Below are 16,007 nucleotides of genomic sequence, written 5' to 3' on the forward strand. Positions count from 1 at the left end.
CTTAAATGATGAATACATAGTCAAAGGCTTCTGAGAAAATCGACATGGACAATTCTTTCATTTGTAAAAACTCTTTTACCCATACCTCTCTCCATTTAGAATTAACTCAATAACTTAAAAAACATAAAATATGCATCTATCCAATAAAGCCATTTATCAACAGTTCATTCTTTTAGCATTGAGTTTATTGTTGAGTATTAGCAGTCATGCCCTATCACCACAAATTCTAGAAGAATTAAAGAAAGACCATATTTTAGATACCACACAGACATTGACTACCGCTGAAATTGAAAAGCTCAAGCAGAACAATGAAGTTATTTTTAAACAAAAAAAAATCGACCTTAAAATTTTAATGATTTCCTCTTTAAGTGGCGAGCCAATCGAAAACGCGGCACGTGATATTTTCAACACCATCAAAATTGGGAATGCTCAACAAGATAATGGCGTGTTGTTATTGATTGCCAAAAATGATCGAAAAATGCGAATTGAAGTGGGTTATGGTTTAGAGGGCGATCTAACAGATATAAAATCTGGTCGCATCATTCGAAATATTCTCGCACCGCATTTTAAAAACGATGAATACTATACAGGCATTGCACTCGCACAGAATGAAATTGGCCAATCGCCTAACTTAGCGATCGAGGTTGCCAATCATCAACAAAAAGCTGAAGAGCAACCGCTAGCCATTACTTCAACTCAAAACACTTATCAATATCCAACACAACCAGAAAATCCACATGTCATACGTCTAGACCAGCCTTCAAAGAATTTCATCAATTATTTCATTGTTTTTATTTGGAATATTATGGTGAGTTGTATTTTAGTCATCTATTTTGCGCCAATTTATCAAACGCTTAAAAAACAGCAAATCAGAATCAAAGGAATTCCTTTATTTATGATCGTGTTTTTACCTATACATCACCTATTTTGCTGGATTGTCACAGGACTAAATTTCTTTTTGCTTTTTGGCTTATATATTTTAGTTCTTTGGATGGTGGCTAAATTTAATCATTATCGAGATATTTATAAGTTGATAAAATTATCGACTTTGCCTAAAAAGATTTCCAAAAAATACGCTGTTTTATTCATCGGCATTCCAATCATTTTGGCGTTTATTCTGCCAAATCATTGGATGCCCGTATTGATGTTTTTTATTTTCTGCCCATTTATCCTGCTTTTGATCTGGACACTGATTTATTCGATAGCCAAACCTTATCAACGCTATTATCCTGTTGAATATCAAAAATGGTTTAAAGAAACACCTTCAACCTCTGCACGTTCATCATCCTATTCAAGCTCTTCCTCAAGTTCATCGAGCAGTCGCTCATCTTCTTCTGGCACAGGCTCATCATCGAGCAGCGGGAGAAGTTCAGGCGGTAGCTCAGGTGGTGGTGGCGCATCAGGCTCATGGTAATCCATATTGAGCCTGAGAGCCTGTTTTACCTAAAAGCCATGAAATAACTTATTCATGTCTTTACATACATATTCTTTAAAGTGAAAAGCACGCGCATGTTTTGCATCAAACTTTGCAGTTAACCCATCTTTTTCAAACAGATAAACACGATCATCTTTGCTCACTAAAAACTCACCGCCCAACTTTATAAGCAAAGCATCAATCTTGTCTTCTTCAGCAATACTTTCGTCCTGACTAATTTTGTCATAATTCCGCTTAATCGCTTTAATAAACATGGTGTTCTCATCACTTTAATTTAATCATAATTATACCCTTTACATGCCATCCAAGTCTGTTCAAAGTACAGATGATCAATTCCATATAACTTGTCTGAATGAATCATTACTTATAAAATAAGCCAACCATGTGTTATCGCGGCTGCTGAACCCGATCAACTCATGAGTTTTACCCTATGGATATTACATCACCATTATTTGCAAACGATTTAAACAGAAACCGCGCTTGGAGACGTAAAGTCAATTTTTTACATCGTGGTCGAGATTGCAGGCATAGCTCTACCCTGTGGAAACCTGAAAAAGACTGGAAAATGCTTTGGAATAGATCATTAAAACGCTCTCGCTCCAAACAACTTGGGATAGAGTATCCTCGTATTTCCTCTGCAAAAAGACGAAAACAAGCACACTATGATTTTTGGATGATCACAGATTGAATAGCCTTTTTATATGTAGTCGTAATCAATGGCGTAGCCCCACTGCCGAGCGTGTCTTTGCAGTGGGCTATGGACTTTCCACTCGTTCTGCTGGAACAAGTAAACATGCCAAGCATACCGTTTCACTCAAAGACATTACCTGGGCGGATATGATTTTTGTCATGGAGCAGAAGCATAAACAAAACATCAAAGAAAAATTTGCTCAGCAACTCCAACACAAAAAAGTGATTGTTTTGGATATTCCTGATGATTTTCTTTATATGGATGAAGAGTTGATTGAGATATTAAAAGAAACAATGCTGCCTTATTTACCTTAAATAAAATAAATTAGAAAAGTGCTGTCATTTGGCTGCTTAAAAAGTTTAATTTACATTTTGCTGCATTTTATATTTGCAATCATCAATTGATCGTCAGCAATTTGATGCTGACTTCTTCCCCTATCGCATCTACTCAGCGGATTGAATTTAGTATCATTAACTCAACAGGTAGAAAATGTTCTACGGAACATGTCCAAATTGTGCAGCATACTGGAAAATGTTCCATGAAATTCAAATTCAGCAGTAAATTGAGTTTAAAAGCGGAATCTAAAACAGAGTTAAATCACCATATTGAACAATTACAACAGCAACCGGCACGACATCGGATCCACATCTTTTTAAAAAATAGACAGCACGTTTAAATTAGATATTTCAATTACATGATCTCAATATATTTTTAGCCCTGATTCAGTGCACAATATCGGCATTATTATTTTGAGTTTTATCATGAAAATCTGGTTATCTCTTTTGAGTTTAAGCATTTTTAGCTTTACTTCTGCACATGCTGACATCAAAACATTAGAACAAAATTTAAAAACTCAGTATCCTGAAATTGAAGTTAAATCAGTACAGAACTCACCGATCAAAGATGTTTATGAAGTCTATATGGGTGGTCGTATTGTTTACACCAATGAGGAAGCGAAATATTTCTTTGTCGGTAATTTAATTGATTTAAAAGAACAAAAAAATCTGACTGCCGAACGTGAACAAGTTTTAAAAAGTATTGATGTTAAAGCGCTGCCTTTAAAACAAGCCATCAAACATGTCAAAGGTAAAGGCGAACGCACTATTTATGTGTTTAGTGATCCCGATTGTCCTTATTGCCAACATCTTGAAAAAGAATTAAAAAATATCGACAACGTGACGATTTATTTATTCTTGTACCCAATCACACGTTTACATCCAAACGCTGAACAAGTATCGCAACAAATCTGGTGCTCTAAAAACCCATACCAAGCATGGCAAGATTATACCATTGATAAAAAACAGCCAACTCCAACCAAGTCTTGTAGTACACCTGTTGAAAAGAATATCGCCTTGGCTAAAACGCTGGGTGTAGATGGTACTCCAACATTCTTCTTACAAGATGGTTCACGTATTTCAGGTGCGCGTGATGCAGGTGAAATTGAGTTATTGTTAAAAGCGGTTAAATGATTTATAAAACGCGTAGTGAGATATTTCTTGATCTCCTACGCAACAATAACTTTAAAATCTGCTTAATTTATGCTTATCTATAAAAAATCTAAAACATAAATGCACCAAGCTATACAATTGGAATGTTTACATTCATAATTTTCAAATTATGATTAAAAAAGTCATTCACCCGTTCTACCACCATAAATGGAATTATGTTGAAATTAAAATCAGGTACAGTTTCAAAATGAAAAAAACACTTATTGCCACTCTTCTAAGTTTATCTTGTATTTCAGCATTTGCCGCTGATGCATCTAAATCTTATGTTGATCCTGCTTTTGCGAAAGCACAAGAACTCATTCAAGCAAAAAACTATCCTGCAGCCTATCAAGAGCTCGAACGCCTCGCTAAAACAGGCAATGCGCAAGCTTTATATAACTTAGGCTATTTAACTCAAACTGGGCAAGGTACTGCCAAAGATGATAAAAAAGCATTGAAATATTATCAGGATGCTTCAGCAAAAGGCTATCCAGTCGCAAGTTATGTTTTGGCTCAAAGCTATGCTGTAGGACAGTTAGGCTTAAGCAAAGATGAAAAGAAAGTGCGTGAATATCTCGAGAAATCATCATCTCAAGGTTTTGATGATGCGACTGTGGAATTAGCCGTTTTATTATTTGCCGAAGGTACGCCAGCATCAGACAAGTTGGGTTTACAGAAACTTGATCCTTTAGTGAAAAAAGATTTTGCCCCTGCGATTCATGCCAAAGCCCTGTATGACATCACGGATGGTTTGAAAAAGAAAAATGCGCCCACAGTGAACCAGGGACTGAATGCTATTCAAAACTTAGCCAAGAAAGGCTATATTCCCGCATTAATGGCTGTTGGAAATATGCTGACCAATGGCAATATCATTGATCAAAACTTGCCTGAAGCGCAAAAGATTTTCACTGAGCTAGCAAAAAATAATGTGCCTAAAGCAAAAGAATCTCTAGAAGTGGTCAATAAGTTGATTGCTGAAAAGGCTAAAGCACCAGCAAAAGCGGCAGCTGCGAAAAAATAATGATTCAAAGCCAAAAGCACACGATAAAGCGTGTGCTTTTACCACCATACACCAATCAATACACTGACAACAATAAAACTCAAAAAAGTACTTATCATCAGAGGCGTCAGCGCTTTTTCATTCAAACCATAGACTTGTCCAAAGATCCCAAATAAAGATGGCATGGGTAATGCTGCAATCAAGGTACCTGCATAAATCATTTTTTGATCCAAATCTGTAAAATTGGTAAATCCCAAATAAACCAAAAGCGGCATACAGATATTTTTTGAGATCACCAGATAAATGGTTTGCAGATTAAAGGATTGAATGGTCAGTCCGACCATTCCACCACCAATGATAAAGAGTGCCAGTGGCGAAGCTGTTTGTCCAAGCATGGCAAAAACAGAATCCAATAGATGTGGAATCTGGATATTGAAAATTGCGCAACTCATACCAATCATTACCGATAGGAATAACGGATTTTTAAGTAAAGTGATAAAAGTTATTTTTAGAATAGCGGCTAAATTAGCTTGCCGTTGACGTCCAATTTCTGCCAGAGTCAGCATTAGCGGCACCAGAAAAACACTTTCGATGATCACCACCAAAGAGATGTAAATCATGGCTTCATTACCCATCAGCAACGTTAAAATTGCAGCACCCAACAATCCTGTATTAGACATGGATGCACCCAATGAGAATACTGAGGCATGGGTAAAATGATTTTTAAAAATTTTCTGCCCAACCAAGAAAGCCAGAATAAATAAAGCAAAAGTGACACTGGCATAGACAAAGAAATATGCTGGATACCAAATTTCATGCAGATCTTTTGAGGCTAATCCATGCAGAAGTAAAGCAGGTAAAGCAATTTTGATTACAAAAGCACTCAAGGCTGTGATTTGTGCTTTGCTTATCAATTGGATTTTGACAGAGATAAAACCCAGAAATAATAGAAAAAATACTGGAAAAATTACCGAAAAAATCATTTAAACCGTTCCTTTTCCAGAACTCGTAAATAAAGATATATCCTAGAATATATCTTTGATCAATTTAAATACTTTAAAAGAATAATAGATTCAGTGAAACTGTGAATTCATCAGTATGCTGAAAACAAATCCTTTATTCCATGAGGTTGACAGCGTAAATATTGAGGTGCTATTGAGATTTTAGCCCCCAGTTTTGCGGCTGCATGCCAAGGCCAACGTGGGTCATATAAGATCGCTCTTGCCAATGCAACCGCATCTGCCTCACCCTGCTGAAGAATCTGTTCAGCCTGTTCCGCTTCCGTAATTAATCCTACCGCAATCACTGGAATATTCACTTGTTTTTTAATTGCATTGGCGAAAGGCACCTGATAGTTTGCACCAATCTTAATGTCTTGTTGGGCATGTAAACCGCCTGAGGAAACATGGATATAAACTGCTCCCAATTGGGCCAAGGCTTTAGATAAACCAATACTCGACTCAATATTCCAACCATTTTCTGCATCCATCCAATCAGTCGCAGAAAGGCGTACACCAATAGGATAATTGGCAGGCACTGCATTTCGAATCGCTTGAAAAACCTCTAAAGTTAAGCGAATACGATTTTCAAAACTGCCTCCATACTGATCCGTACGAAAGTTCGATAGTGGAGACATAAATTGATGCAATAAATAACCGTGTGCTGCATGGATTTCAATCAATGAAAATCCTGCCTCAACAGCACGGATTGCAGCCTGAGCAAAATCATCAATGATGGTTTGTATTTCATCAAGCGTTAAGGCATGTGGTGCAACATCTTCAACATTGAACGCAATATCACTGGCAGAAACTGTCTGCCAACCATGCTGATGATCTGCTGCAATTTGACCTTTGCCCAACCATGGTTTATCCGTTGAAGCTTTACGTCCTGCGTGTGCAAGCTGTACCGCAAAAGGCGTGGGCGCAATCGTTTTTACTTTATTCAACAACGCCTTAATTTGATCTCGCTGTGTATCATTCCATAAGCCAAGATCAGCATAGCTGATACGGCCCTGTGCTTGAACAGCAGTCGCTTCGACAATACACAAACTTGCACCAGACAAAGCATAATTTGCCCATTGCTGCTCATGCCAATAAGTGACCTCACCTTGATCAGTTGCAGAATATTGACACATGGGTGCAATAATTATTTTATTACTCAGTGAAAGTGAGCCAAATTGAATGGATTCAAATAACTTCGGTTGAGCCGACATAAATTATTTTCCCAGCGAATTAAAATTGTTTGGTGACGCTTAAACCGGCACTCCAGTTAATACCATCTGCAGGTTCAAAGAATCGACCATTGCCATCATTCACAATGACAGAACCCACATAGTTTTTGTCGAATAAATTATCTACTCGAGCAAAACTACGGACTTTCCAATCTTTGTTTTTCCAGATATAACCGACATTTAGGCTGGTGACTGTATAACTTGGTGCAGTATCTGTATTGAGATCGTCAACATAGATTTTATCCATATAACGAACATCAACCCCAGCATTCAAACCACTTTCAGGAAGCCAACCAAATCCAACAAAGGCTTGGTTTTTAGCAATACCGGGAATGTAATTTCCACTATGGATAACTTTTTTAGGGTCTGAGTTTGGAATGTCTGCATCAAATGTTGCATCGAGGAAACTATAACTGGCCTGTGCAGTGACATCTTTCCACAACTTTTTATTCCAAGACAGTTCAACGCCCTGACGCAATGTCTTGTCCGCATTTTGATAGGTTGCTCGACCATCCACTGATCCAGCAGAAACAATATCATCTCGTGTATTGCTTTGGAAAACTGCAGCCGTGAAATTACCCCATTGATTTTGTGCCTTTAAACCCAGTTCATAGTTATCACTGGTCGAAGGTTTCAGTGCAAAGTTAATGCCCGAAGTTCCACTGGTCGGATAAGCCATTTCGGTAAAAGTCGGTGTCTCAAAACCTTTGGCATAGCTGATATAACTACTGATCTCAGGCGTAATTTCCCATGTCAAAGCAGTTGATGGAAGCAACTTGTTATAATCTGTTTGACCACTGTCATCGCCATTAGAGCCCGTAATGTAATGATCTTTAGATTCATAATGAACATTGCTATAACGCAATCCTGTGTCTAGACGTACTGTCGGCAGAAATTGCCAAGCTACCTGAAGATAAGGGTCTAAATTCCATAAAGTATTTCGTTCATCACGACGTAAATTACCTTTTACACCATAATGCGGCTTATTATGATCTAAAGTAAAGTTTTCATAGCCTTGACGATCTTCATTCATGGCATCATAAGCAAGCCCTGCACTGATCCGCGTGTTCGGTAACAGGTCTTTACCTGTCCAACGTAAATCAGCCCCATAAAAATCTCTTGAAAAATCAATGACACCACCTGCATGGCGAGGGTTCTTTTGAGCAGAACTTGGAATAGACTGATATTGTGTGACCTCACGGTGACCTAAATAAACCATCGAATAGATTTCATTCTGGTCGTTGATGGGTTTGGTCCAATTGATCCCTGTTTGTGTCTGATTAATATCTTTACGGACATTATATTCGTTTTTACTGTCATTGACCTGTTTTGGATTCTGCTTCCACTGATTCCGACTGAGACCTTGTGGATCATCCGCATGAATATTTACATAATTGGTGATCCAATTAATTTTTGAGCCATCATCCAAATCCCAAGTGAGTTTAGCATTACTCAAGTTTTTTCGTGCCGCGCTATGATCACGATAGCCATCAGTATCAAAATACGAAGAACTAATCACATAACTTGGCTCATTGGCTTGATCCGCACCCCCTTGTAAAACAATATCAGCACGCCCTTTATTGTTACTTCCACCTGAGTATCCCAACTCAACCGAATCACGCCCTGTTCCCTCTTTGGTCTTGGTGAGAATTGTCCCCCCTGATGAATTTCCATAGAGTGATGAAAAAGGTCCACCCAACACTTCAATATGATCCAAACTGCTTAAGTCAATATTCGAGGTTTGACCTTGCCCATCGGGCATGGTTGCGGGAATACCATCCACATACAAACGGATACCACGCACGCCAAAGGTAGAGCGCGCGCCAAAACCTCGCATCGACAGTTGTAAATCTTGTGCATAATTTTCACGGTTATTCAGTTGTAAACCCGGAATACCTTTAAGGGTTTCAGTGAGGTTTACCCCCATATTATTCTGATTTTGTTGTTGTTCTATACGATAAACAGAAGCAGGGGTATTGAGTACGCTGGTATCTGAGCGTGTTGCTTCAACTTTAATTGTCGGTAGTTGCTGAGTGGAATCCTGAGATTCCGATTCAGCATAAAGGTTCTGGGAAATACAGACTGTTAAACAAAGTAGTGTGGTATTAATTTTTAAATGTTTCACTCTTTGCATCTAGGTTTCCTCGGATGTTTGTAGAAAATAGTTTTAGAAAATAATTTTAGACCCCAAGCCAATGACCAATGCATTGTCAACCTGATTGGTTGCACCAGGATGTATCACATACTGTACTAAAGGACGAAGCATGAACCATTTGGCAGGGTAATAGGAGTAATTCAACTCAACATTATACTCTGCATCTTCATTCAGCTGTCTTAAATTTGTGCCTAAGCGACTATTATTCACATAATCCGTATAGCGATCATTCAAATGTACTCTATTCACAGCTAAACCTAGAATATCATTGGGCTGGCTTTCAAATACCCCATAATACTTTAAACCCAGTTGTTGTGAATCACTGACAGCCGTTGTCGTTCGATCATGTACTGTGAAATTACCAAAACTATGTAGACCTCGTTTACCCCCACCTATTGAAGTCAATTGCTGTTCAAAGGCAATCCATCCCCCATATGTACGGTCTTCAGCTTTGGTCCCTGCTTTATAAGCCACATCGTACTGATTTTTAGCTTCCTCAGCAGTATTGTATAAAGTACCAAAACGGTAACTGCCTGGTAAATCATTGAGACCTTTCTTTGGAGACCACACCACTTCTGAAAGAATATTTACACCATCAGCATGCTTTGTATCCAAGTTCCAGCCTTGACGCTCCAAAGCATTCTCTGGGTTATATTCAAAAACACCCACTTGTGCGAATAACTCTGGATTGATTTGATATTTTAAACGTCCGCCCCATTGCGAGACAGGTGTGTTATACCAAAGCTTACCTTGCCATTTACCCATTTGTGCAGCACAAAATGCATTGCCTTGAAAATCACAAGCCATGGTATTGAATTCAGTGCCCAAACCCATTCGACCTACACGAATACTCAAGCCTTGTTCTTTAAAATTCTTTTCAATATAGAGCTCACTCAAACGGCTACCTGAATTACCTCGCCCCCAATTGGCTTGAGAGTTTGCCCACTGTGGTGCATCGGGTGCCTGAATCCCTCTCAATGACGTGCTTTCACCTTGGCGCGCCGTGACTAAAGCACGAATCGTGACATCATTCCAACCTGCTAATTTCCCCATATCCAAAGTAGTTCCAAGACCAAACTGGGTTGCAAAAGTTGGCGCTTGATGTGCATCATATCCCCCATCAGCAAGATATGAACCATCCATGGCAATCGTACCATCGAACTTCATCCCCCTTTCAGCCAGTTCAGTACGTGCGCCATTCCAGTCTCCTGTCAGGGTAGATGCATGCACATCAAAAGCATCTTCTGCCGATGCAACGGAGATCATGGTAAACGTAGAGATTGCCACTAAAGGATAAGCAATTTTTTTCATGGGGAAGCCTAATTTGAAGCGAAGTGCATAAGGATAAACTTGTTAATCTCAAATGCTTGATCTCCATAAAACCATTAGAAAAATCAAGCTTTAAAATTACAATCACGCCTAAATACTGTGGGTAATCCAAATTATTTTGGAGATTATTCACTAGAAATTTACACATTTTTTTACATATAACTATCAGATATTTTTTATCAATTGGAAAACTTTATTTTATTAATAAACTTTATTCGAAATAACAGATACTTATAAATAAAAATACAGTTTCAGCCAGTGATGCTAATGCTGACCTTAACCTAAAGTCGCAACCTCAACAGAACCACTCTTTAAAGCTGCCTCATTCTTGCATACAATAATGATCTACTCCCGTGATACGACAAGTACATGCCTGAATTACCCGAAGTTGAAACAACAAAAACCAGTTTAATTCCTTTGATCGGTCAAAAAGTTATTCATGTTCAAGTCCGTGAATCTCGCTTACGCTGGCCAATTCCTGAAGATATTGAGCAACTTCAAGGGCAAAAGCTGATTCGTTTAACACGTCGTTCCAAATACATTTTGGCTGAGTTCGAACGACATACGATGCTCTGGCATTTGGGTATGTCAGGTAGTTTTAGAATCTGTGACGAGCGTGAAGAACTGAGAAAGCATGATCACCTCATCATTCAATTTGAAGATATGCAATTGCGCTATCATGATCCACGCCGATTTGGTTGCATTATTTGGCTCAATGAGCAGAGCCAAAGCAAACTGATTGATACATTGGGTCCTGAGCCATTGAGTGATCAATTTGATGCTGAATATTTGTTTGAAAAATTGAAAAATAAAAATATCGGCACAAAAGTTGCAATCATGGATAACCACATTGTCGTTGGTGTTGGAAATATCTATGCAACTGAAAGTTTATTTAATTTGGGTATCCACCCTGCCCAGCCTGCTTCAAGTCTGTCAAAGCAACAAGTTCAAGACTTGGCGATTGAAATCAAAAGAATTTTAAAGCAGGCGATTGATTTGGGTGGTTCAACATTGCGGGACTATACCAATGCAATGGGTGAAAATGGCTATTTTCAACAAACCTTGTTGGCCTATGGTCGTGCAGGTGAAATGTGCATCAACTGTGAAACAACTCTAGAAAATTTAAAACTCGGACAAAGAGCCAGTGTTTTTTGCCCACAATGTCAACCGCTTAAACCAGTAAAAGCCTCTCCTAAAAAGACACGAGGAAAAATGAAATGAAAACTGCAATCGTTCGACATATTCTCGTCAAAGATAAAGATTTTGCGGAACAGCTCAAAAAGAAGATTCACGACGGTGCTGATTTTGCAAAAATTGCGAAGCAGCACTCAACTTGCAACTCGGCTAAACGCGGGGGTGAGCTTGGAGAAGTTAAAAAAGGACAACTTGTTCCTGTGATTGATAAATTGGTATTTACAGCAGCTGAACATGTTCTGCACGGACCTGTAAAAAGCCAATTTGGTTTTCATTTGCTTGAAATTAAATTCCGTATGGATTTTTAATTTAAAGATTTAGATTCTTGGTATGAAGTCGAAATGATATCGCCTTGCCTGGCAATTCCCGTACTCACACCTTGCTCAAAACTCATCCATGCCGTAGTAAGGGGCTGATTCGGTTGATTGATATATCCATACAATCCTTTACCTTGCCCTTGAATAATACAGATTGGCTGGTTTATAAATAACTTCCGAGTATTGCCACTTATCAGTTGAACTGTTTGCTCTATAACTGTTTCTGAATCGTCATTTCGCTCTAATGACTTAGAAATGTCTTCAGCAGAATTTATTGTCAAATGCAAAGGTTGATCAATCACAAGCGCTTTAAAGCGTTCAGGTAATGCTTGATAAGATGGTGATGGTTCTTCATCACCTTTATAGTGATGATAATCCTGAATATGACAATGAATCTTCTTAAATTGCGAACGCGCACTTCCCATCGTTTGTGACCATGACATTGAACTGGCTACATTCTCAATATCTTTAATTAGAAATGCACTTTGAGAGTTTTACAAATAAATAAAGTTTTCAAAATCTGAACTTTGGTTTGCAAAGGGTCTGTCTGAGTCATTTTTTCTGTTTTTAAAACGATTTGGCCATTTCATTTTTATATCTTGACCCGTTTGCAATTCAATATCTGAAACTTCATCCATAGAAGAATACTTGGCATCGTCAAAGTTCAATATTCCAAATCTATTGTTTTATTCCAATAAAGGTATATAAACCAAATGCATAGCGACTAAAACACCCCCCTTGAATCTGATCATTAGAATCATACTGTTCACATATCGAGATCACTTGAGGGCGTATTTCTGAGCTGAACAACTGAATAAACTTTTCATCAACTTTAACTTGGCATCCATGGATGAGAAAACTCGCCAAAAAATAAAAGTCTGAGTTGTTCTCATGAATTTAAACGCTATTATCTATTTGAATCACTTCATTCAGGTTTAAATTCATGGATAAATTTTGCATAATCATCAATATACGTCCTAAACATCTCTGCTCTAGTGGTAAAGTAAAAAATTTCATTGCCATTTCTAACAATATTTTCAGGCGATTTACCATTGCAATAACCACCTGCCGAATTGACTGCTGATTCGAGCATTTTAAAGCTTTGCACTGCAGTTGATTCATCCTTGAAACTAAATACCAATAAGATGAAATCCGGGCGATATTGCTGCTCATCCCCTAATTTTTCTTTGCTGATTGCTTTATATGAGCGAATTCCTTCGCCTTTAACTTGAATGATTTTATTGAGCGTACAGTCATTTTCAGACCATGACGATCCACTGTCTTTTTCGATAAACTCAAAGTTTTCTTTTAATAAACGTGTTTCCAAAGCAAGTAACAGTGCTTCATTTTCGTCTGTTGAATCTGTTTCAATGGTGGCATACGTGGTCTGTTCATTTGGCATGTCACTGAATGTCAAACCACTTGCAGGCTGCGCTTGATCTGCACGTTCAGCCTGAGCATTTTCTACTGCAAGCTGCTCTTTCGGGTGTTCAGAACAAGCGGATAAAGCCATGAGTATGATCACTATCCCTATGCTTTTATTCACTATTACGGTCATCCTTTTTATGGTCGTGCATAAAAAACGGTACTTTATCGTACCGTTTCAATTCGCATTTTTACAACTATTTTATATTTCTAAAAATAACTTAAAAATATGTAATCCTGCATATTCAATCAAATGTATTAAGCTTGTGGACGCTTCTTCAACTCATCACGAATTTCACGGAGTAATTCAATATCTTCAGGTGTTGCAGCAGGTGCAGCTTCAGCAGGTTTACGGATTTTATTAAGGAATTTAACCAACAGAAATACAACCCAAGCCAAAATCAGGAAGTTTAAGAAGATCGTGATGAAGTTACCATAGGTTAAAACATTCACACCTGCTTTTTGTAAAGCATCCAATGAAGTTAAATTATTCGGATTGTCCCCCAATACAATAAATTTTTGTGTGAAATCTACACCGCCCCCTGTGATCACAGAGATCAATGGCATGATCACGTCTTTGACCAATGAGTCAATAATTTTACCAAATGCCCCACCGATGATGACACCAATTGCCATATCCATCATGTTGCCTTTAATGGCGAACTCTCTGAATTCTGAAAGAATACTCATATTTTAACTCCAAGCCAATTTTAGGTATTTTTTATGTGACGAAGTATACATTATGTTTCCATGTACATTTCCGCTTAATTTACTCGTTTTTTGTTAAAAACCAAAAGCCTTTTACATTTATATAAAAAAACCGCAATTTATTAAAAAATTGCGGTTTTTTTTCTAGAAATGAAATTATTCCTAGTTAAAACACTTAGCCACGAGAAGCACGTTTACGTTCATTTTCAGTTAAGAATTTTTTACGAATACGAACAGATTTAGGTGTAACTTCAACCAATTCATCATCCTCAATAAATTCTAATGCTTGTTCAAGCGTGAATTTAATAGCAGGTGTCAACGTTAATGCTTCATCTGTACCAGATGCACGCATGTTAGTTAACTGTTTCGCTTTAGTTGGGTTCACAGTCATGTCGTCTGAACGAGAGTTCATACCTACGATCATACCCTCATACACTTCTAACTGTGGTTCAGCAAACAGACGACCACGGTCTTGTAAAGTGAACAATGCAAACGCTAAGCAAGTACCGTTAACCATAGAGATCAACACACCATTTTGACGTTTCGCAACTGCACCCTGTTTCGCAGGACCATAATGCGAGAAGCTTGAAGTCATGATACCAGTACCGGAAGTAATGGTTAAGAATTCAGAACGGAAACCAATCAAACCACGAGATGGAACAGTTGCTTCAATACGGATACGACCTTTGCCGTCAACTTCCATATTGGTCAACTCACCTTTACGGTTACCCATTTGCTCCATAACAGAACCTTGATGCTGTTCTTCAACATCAAATGTTACGTTCTCGTATGGCTCTTGCATTTCGCCATCAACTTCTTTCATGATCACTTGCGGACGAGAAACTCCCATCTCGAAGCCTTCACGACGCATTGTTTCAATCAATACTGAAAGATGAAGTTCACCACGACCAGATACTTTAAAGCGGTCTGGACTGTCAGTATCTTCAACACGCAATGCAACGTTATGAATCAACTCACGATCTAAACGTTCACGGATATTACGTGAAGTAACAAATTTACCTTCTTTACCCGCAAACGGTGAGTTGTTTACTTGGAAAGTCATCGAAACAGTAGGTTCATCTACAGACAATGCAGGTAATGCTTCAACATTTTTAGGATCACAGATCGTGTCAGAAATATTTAATGCATCCAAACCAGTGATACATACGATATCACCTGCTTGAGCTGAATCTACATCTACACGCTCAAGACCATGGTAACCCATAATCTTTAAGATACGACCATTACGTGTCTTGCCATCTTTATCGATCACAGTCACTGGTGTATTGGTTTTTACTGAACCACGTTGAATACGACCCACACCGATTACACCCACAAAACTATTATAGTCAAGTGAAGAAATCTGCATTTGGAATGGACCATCAACATCCACTGAAGGTGGTTCAACAATATCTACGATTGTTTCGAACAACGGGGTCATATCTTCAGCAAGTTCTTCTGGAGATGGACCAGCAACACCACGAAGACCAGAAGCATAAACCACTGGGAAGTCTAATTGTTCGTCGCTACCGCCTAAGTTATCAAACAAATCGAATACTTGGTCGATCACCCAGTCTGGACGAGCGCTTGGCTTATCTACTTTGTTGATGATCACGATTGGCTTCAAACCACGCGCAAACGCTTTTTGAGTTACAAAGCGAGTTTGAGGCATTGGACCTTCTTGTGAATCAACCAAAAGAAGTACACAGTCAACCATAGACATTACACGTTCAACTTCACCACCGAAGTCAGCATGTCCCGGGGTGTCGACGATGTTAATGCGGTATTCAGTGTTTGTACGTTTGTCTAACCATTTGATTGCAGTGTTTTTTGCAAGAATGGTAATACCACGTTCAGACTCAAGCGCATTCGAATCCATAACACGCTCAATCTCACCCGCGCGGTCACCGAGTGCACCTGATTGTTGTAAAAGTTTATCTACTAGAGTCGTTTTACCATGGTCGACGTGCGCGATGATGGCAATATTACGGAGAGTTTTAATATCAGACATGTAAATTCGATACGCTTTAAATTTG

At 38.4% G+C, this 16,007-nt stretch carries 17 protein-coding genes; 7 read left to right on the plus strand and 10 right to left on the minus strand.

Annotated features, from left to right (window positions below; all coding sequences use genetic code 11):
- Positions 1–130 precede the first annotated feature (130 nt).
- The gene (locus OSH00_RS18140) at positions 131–1,414 is read left to right on the plus strand and encodes a TPM domain-containing protein (RefSeq protein WP_266131588.1); all 1,284 of its coding nucleotides are present in this window, start codon (positions 131–133) and stop codon (positions 1,412–1,414) included.
- 29 nt (positions 1,415–1,443) lie between these two features.
- Here the strand turns inward: OSH00_RS18140 and OSH00_RS18145 are convergent, their stop codons facing one another.
- Positions 1,444–1,689, minus strand: coding sequence for a hypothetical protein (locus OSH00_RS18145; RefSeq protein ID WP_196077292.1), 246 nt, complete (start codon positions 1,687–1,689; stop codon positions 1,444–1,446).
- Between the two features lie 176 nt (positions 1,690–1,865).
- Here OSH00_RS18145 and OSH00_RS18150 point away from each other — a divergent pair, with 176 nt between their 5' ends.
- The 4 genes from OSH00_RS18150 (at position 1,866) to OSH00_RS18165 (ending at position 4,634) form a co-directional block, all read left to right on the plus strand.
- Positions 1,866–2,123 (plus strand): hypothetical protein, encoded by a 258-nt coding sequence (locus OSH00_RS18150; RefSeq protein WP_266131589.1) that lies wholly within the window; start codon positions 1,866–1,868, stop codon positions 2,121–2,123.
- A complete protein-coding gene (locus OSH00_RS18155) occupies positions 2,120–2,440 on the plus strand; it encodes a low molecular weight protein tyrosine phosphatase family protein (protein ID WP_266131590.1) in 321 nt (106 codons plus the stop codon). The genes OSH00_RS18150 and OSH00_RS18155 overlap by 4 nt, the downstream gene beginning before the upstream one ends.
- A gap of 447 nt (positions 2,441–2,887) precedes the next feature.
- Positions 2,888–3,595, plus strand: a complete 708-nt coding sequence (locus OSH00_RS18160) for a DsbC family protein (protein WP_196077295.1) — start codon at positions 2,888–2,890, stop codon at positions 3,593–3,595.
- A gap of 226 nt (positions 3,596–3,821) precedes the next feature.
- On the plus strand, positions 3,822–4,634 hold the full coding sequence (locus tag OSH00_RS18165; protein ID WP_266131591.1) for a tetratricopeptide repeat protein: 813 nt from the start codon (positions 3,822–3,824) through the stop codon (positions 4,632–4,634).
- A gap of 38 nt (positions 4,635–4,672) precedes the next feature.
- Here OSH00_RS18165 and OSH00_RS18170 read toward each other — a convergent pair whose 3' ends face one another.
- From OSH00_RS18170 to OSH00_RS18185, 4 genes are all read right to left on the minus strand, one after another.
- Positions 4,673–5,596, minus strand: a complete 924-nt coding sequence (locus OSH00_RS18170) for an AEC family transporter (RefSeq protein WP_266131592.1) — start codon at positions 5,594–5,596, stop codon at positions 4,673–4,675.
- A 110-nt stretch (positions 5,597–5,706) separates the two neighbouring features.
- On the minus strand, positions 5,707–6,825 hold the full coding sequence (locus OSH00_RS18175; RefSeq protein WP_266131593.1) for an NADH:flavin oxidoreductase/NADH oxidase: 1,119 nt from the start codon (positions 6,823–6,825) through the stop codon (positions 5,707–5,709).
- 19 nt (positions 6,826–6,844) lie between these two features.
- Positions 6,845–8,977 (minus strand): TonB-dependent receptor, encoded by a 2,133-nt coding sequence (locus tag OSH00_RS18180; RefSeq protein WP_266131594.1) that lies wholly within the window; start codon positions 8,975–8,977, stop codon positions 6,845–6,847.
- Between the two features lie 33 nt (positions 8,978–9,010).
- Positions 9,011–10,309, minus strand: coding sequence for a carbohydrate porin (locus OSH00_RS18185; protein ID WP_266131595.1), 1,299 nt, complete (start codon positions 10,307–10,309; stop codon positions 9,011–9,013).
- Between the two features lie 387 nt (positions 10,310–10,696).
- Between OSH00_RS18185 and mutM the strand changes: the two genes are divergently transcribed.
- Positions 10,697–11,548, plus strand: a complete 852-nt coding sequence (gene mutM, locus OSH00_RS18190) for a bifunctional DNA-formamidopyrimidine glycosylase/DNA-(apurinic or apyrimidinic site) lyase (protein ID WP_266131596.1) — start codon at positions 10,697–10,699, stop codon at positions 11,546–11,548.
- On the plus strand, positions 11,545–11,829 hold the full coding sequence (locus tag OSH00_RS18195; RefSeq protein ID WP_266131597.1) for a peptidylprolyl isomerase: 285 nt from the start codon (positions 11,545–11,547) through the stop codon (positions 11,827–11,829). Before mutM ends, OSH00_RS18195 begins: the two co-directional genes overlap by 4 nt.
- On the opposite strand, the gene OSH00_RS18200 is transcribed toward OSH00_RS18195, so the two are convergent.
- The 5 genes from OSH00_RS18200 to typA form a co-directional block, all read right to left on the minus strand.
- Positions 11,826–12,281, minus strand: coding sequence for a hypothetical protein (locus OSH00_RS18200; RefSeq protein WP_266131598.1), 456 nt, complete (start codon positions 12,279–12,281; stop codon positions 11,826–11,828). The two genes, OSH00_RS18195 and OSH00_RS18200, sit on opposite strands and share 4 nt — an antisense overlap.
- 51 nt (positions 12,282–12,332) lie before the next feature.
- Positions 12,333–12,476, minus strand: coding sequence for a hypothetical protein (locus tag OSH00_RS18205; protein ID WP_266131599.1), 144 nt, complete (start codon positions 12,474–12,476; stop codon positions 12,333–12,335).
- 287 nt (positions 12,477–12,763) lie between these two features.
- Positions 12,764–13,387, minus strand: a complete 624-nt coding sequence (locus OSH00_RS18210) for a hypothetical protein (RefSeq protein ID WP_266131612.1) — start codon at positions 13,385–13,387, stop codon at positions 12,764–12,766.
- 134 nt (positions 13,388–13,521) lie between these two features.
- On the minus strand, positions 13,522–13,953 hold the full coding sequence (mscL, locus tag OSH00_RS18215; protein ID WP_004829921.1) for a large conductance mechanosensitive channel protein MscL: 432 nt from the start codon (positions 13,951–13,953) through the stop codon (positions 13,522–13,524).
- A gap of 193 nt (positions 13,954–14,146) precedes the next feature.
- Positions 14,147–15,982, minus strand: a complete 1,836-nt coding sequence (gene typA, locus OSH00_RS18220; protein WP_004829923.1) for a translational GTPase TypA — start codon at positions 15,980–15,982, stop codon at positions 14,147–14,149.
- Positions 15,983–16,007: the final 25 nt, after the last annotated feature.

Source organism: Acinetobacter nematophilus (genome assembly GCF_026344175.1).
Classification (GTDB): domain Bacteria; phylum Pseudomonadota; class Gammaproteobacteria; order Pseudomonadales; family Moraxellaceae; genus Acinetobacter; species Acinetobacter nematophilus.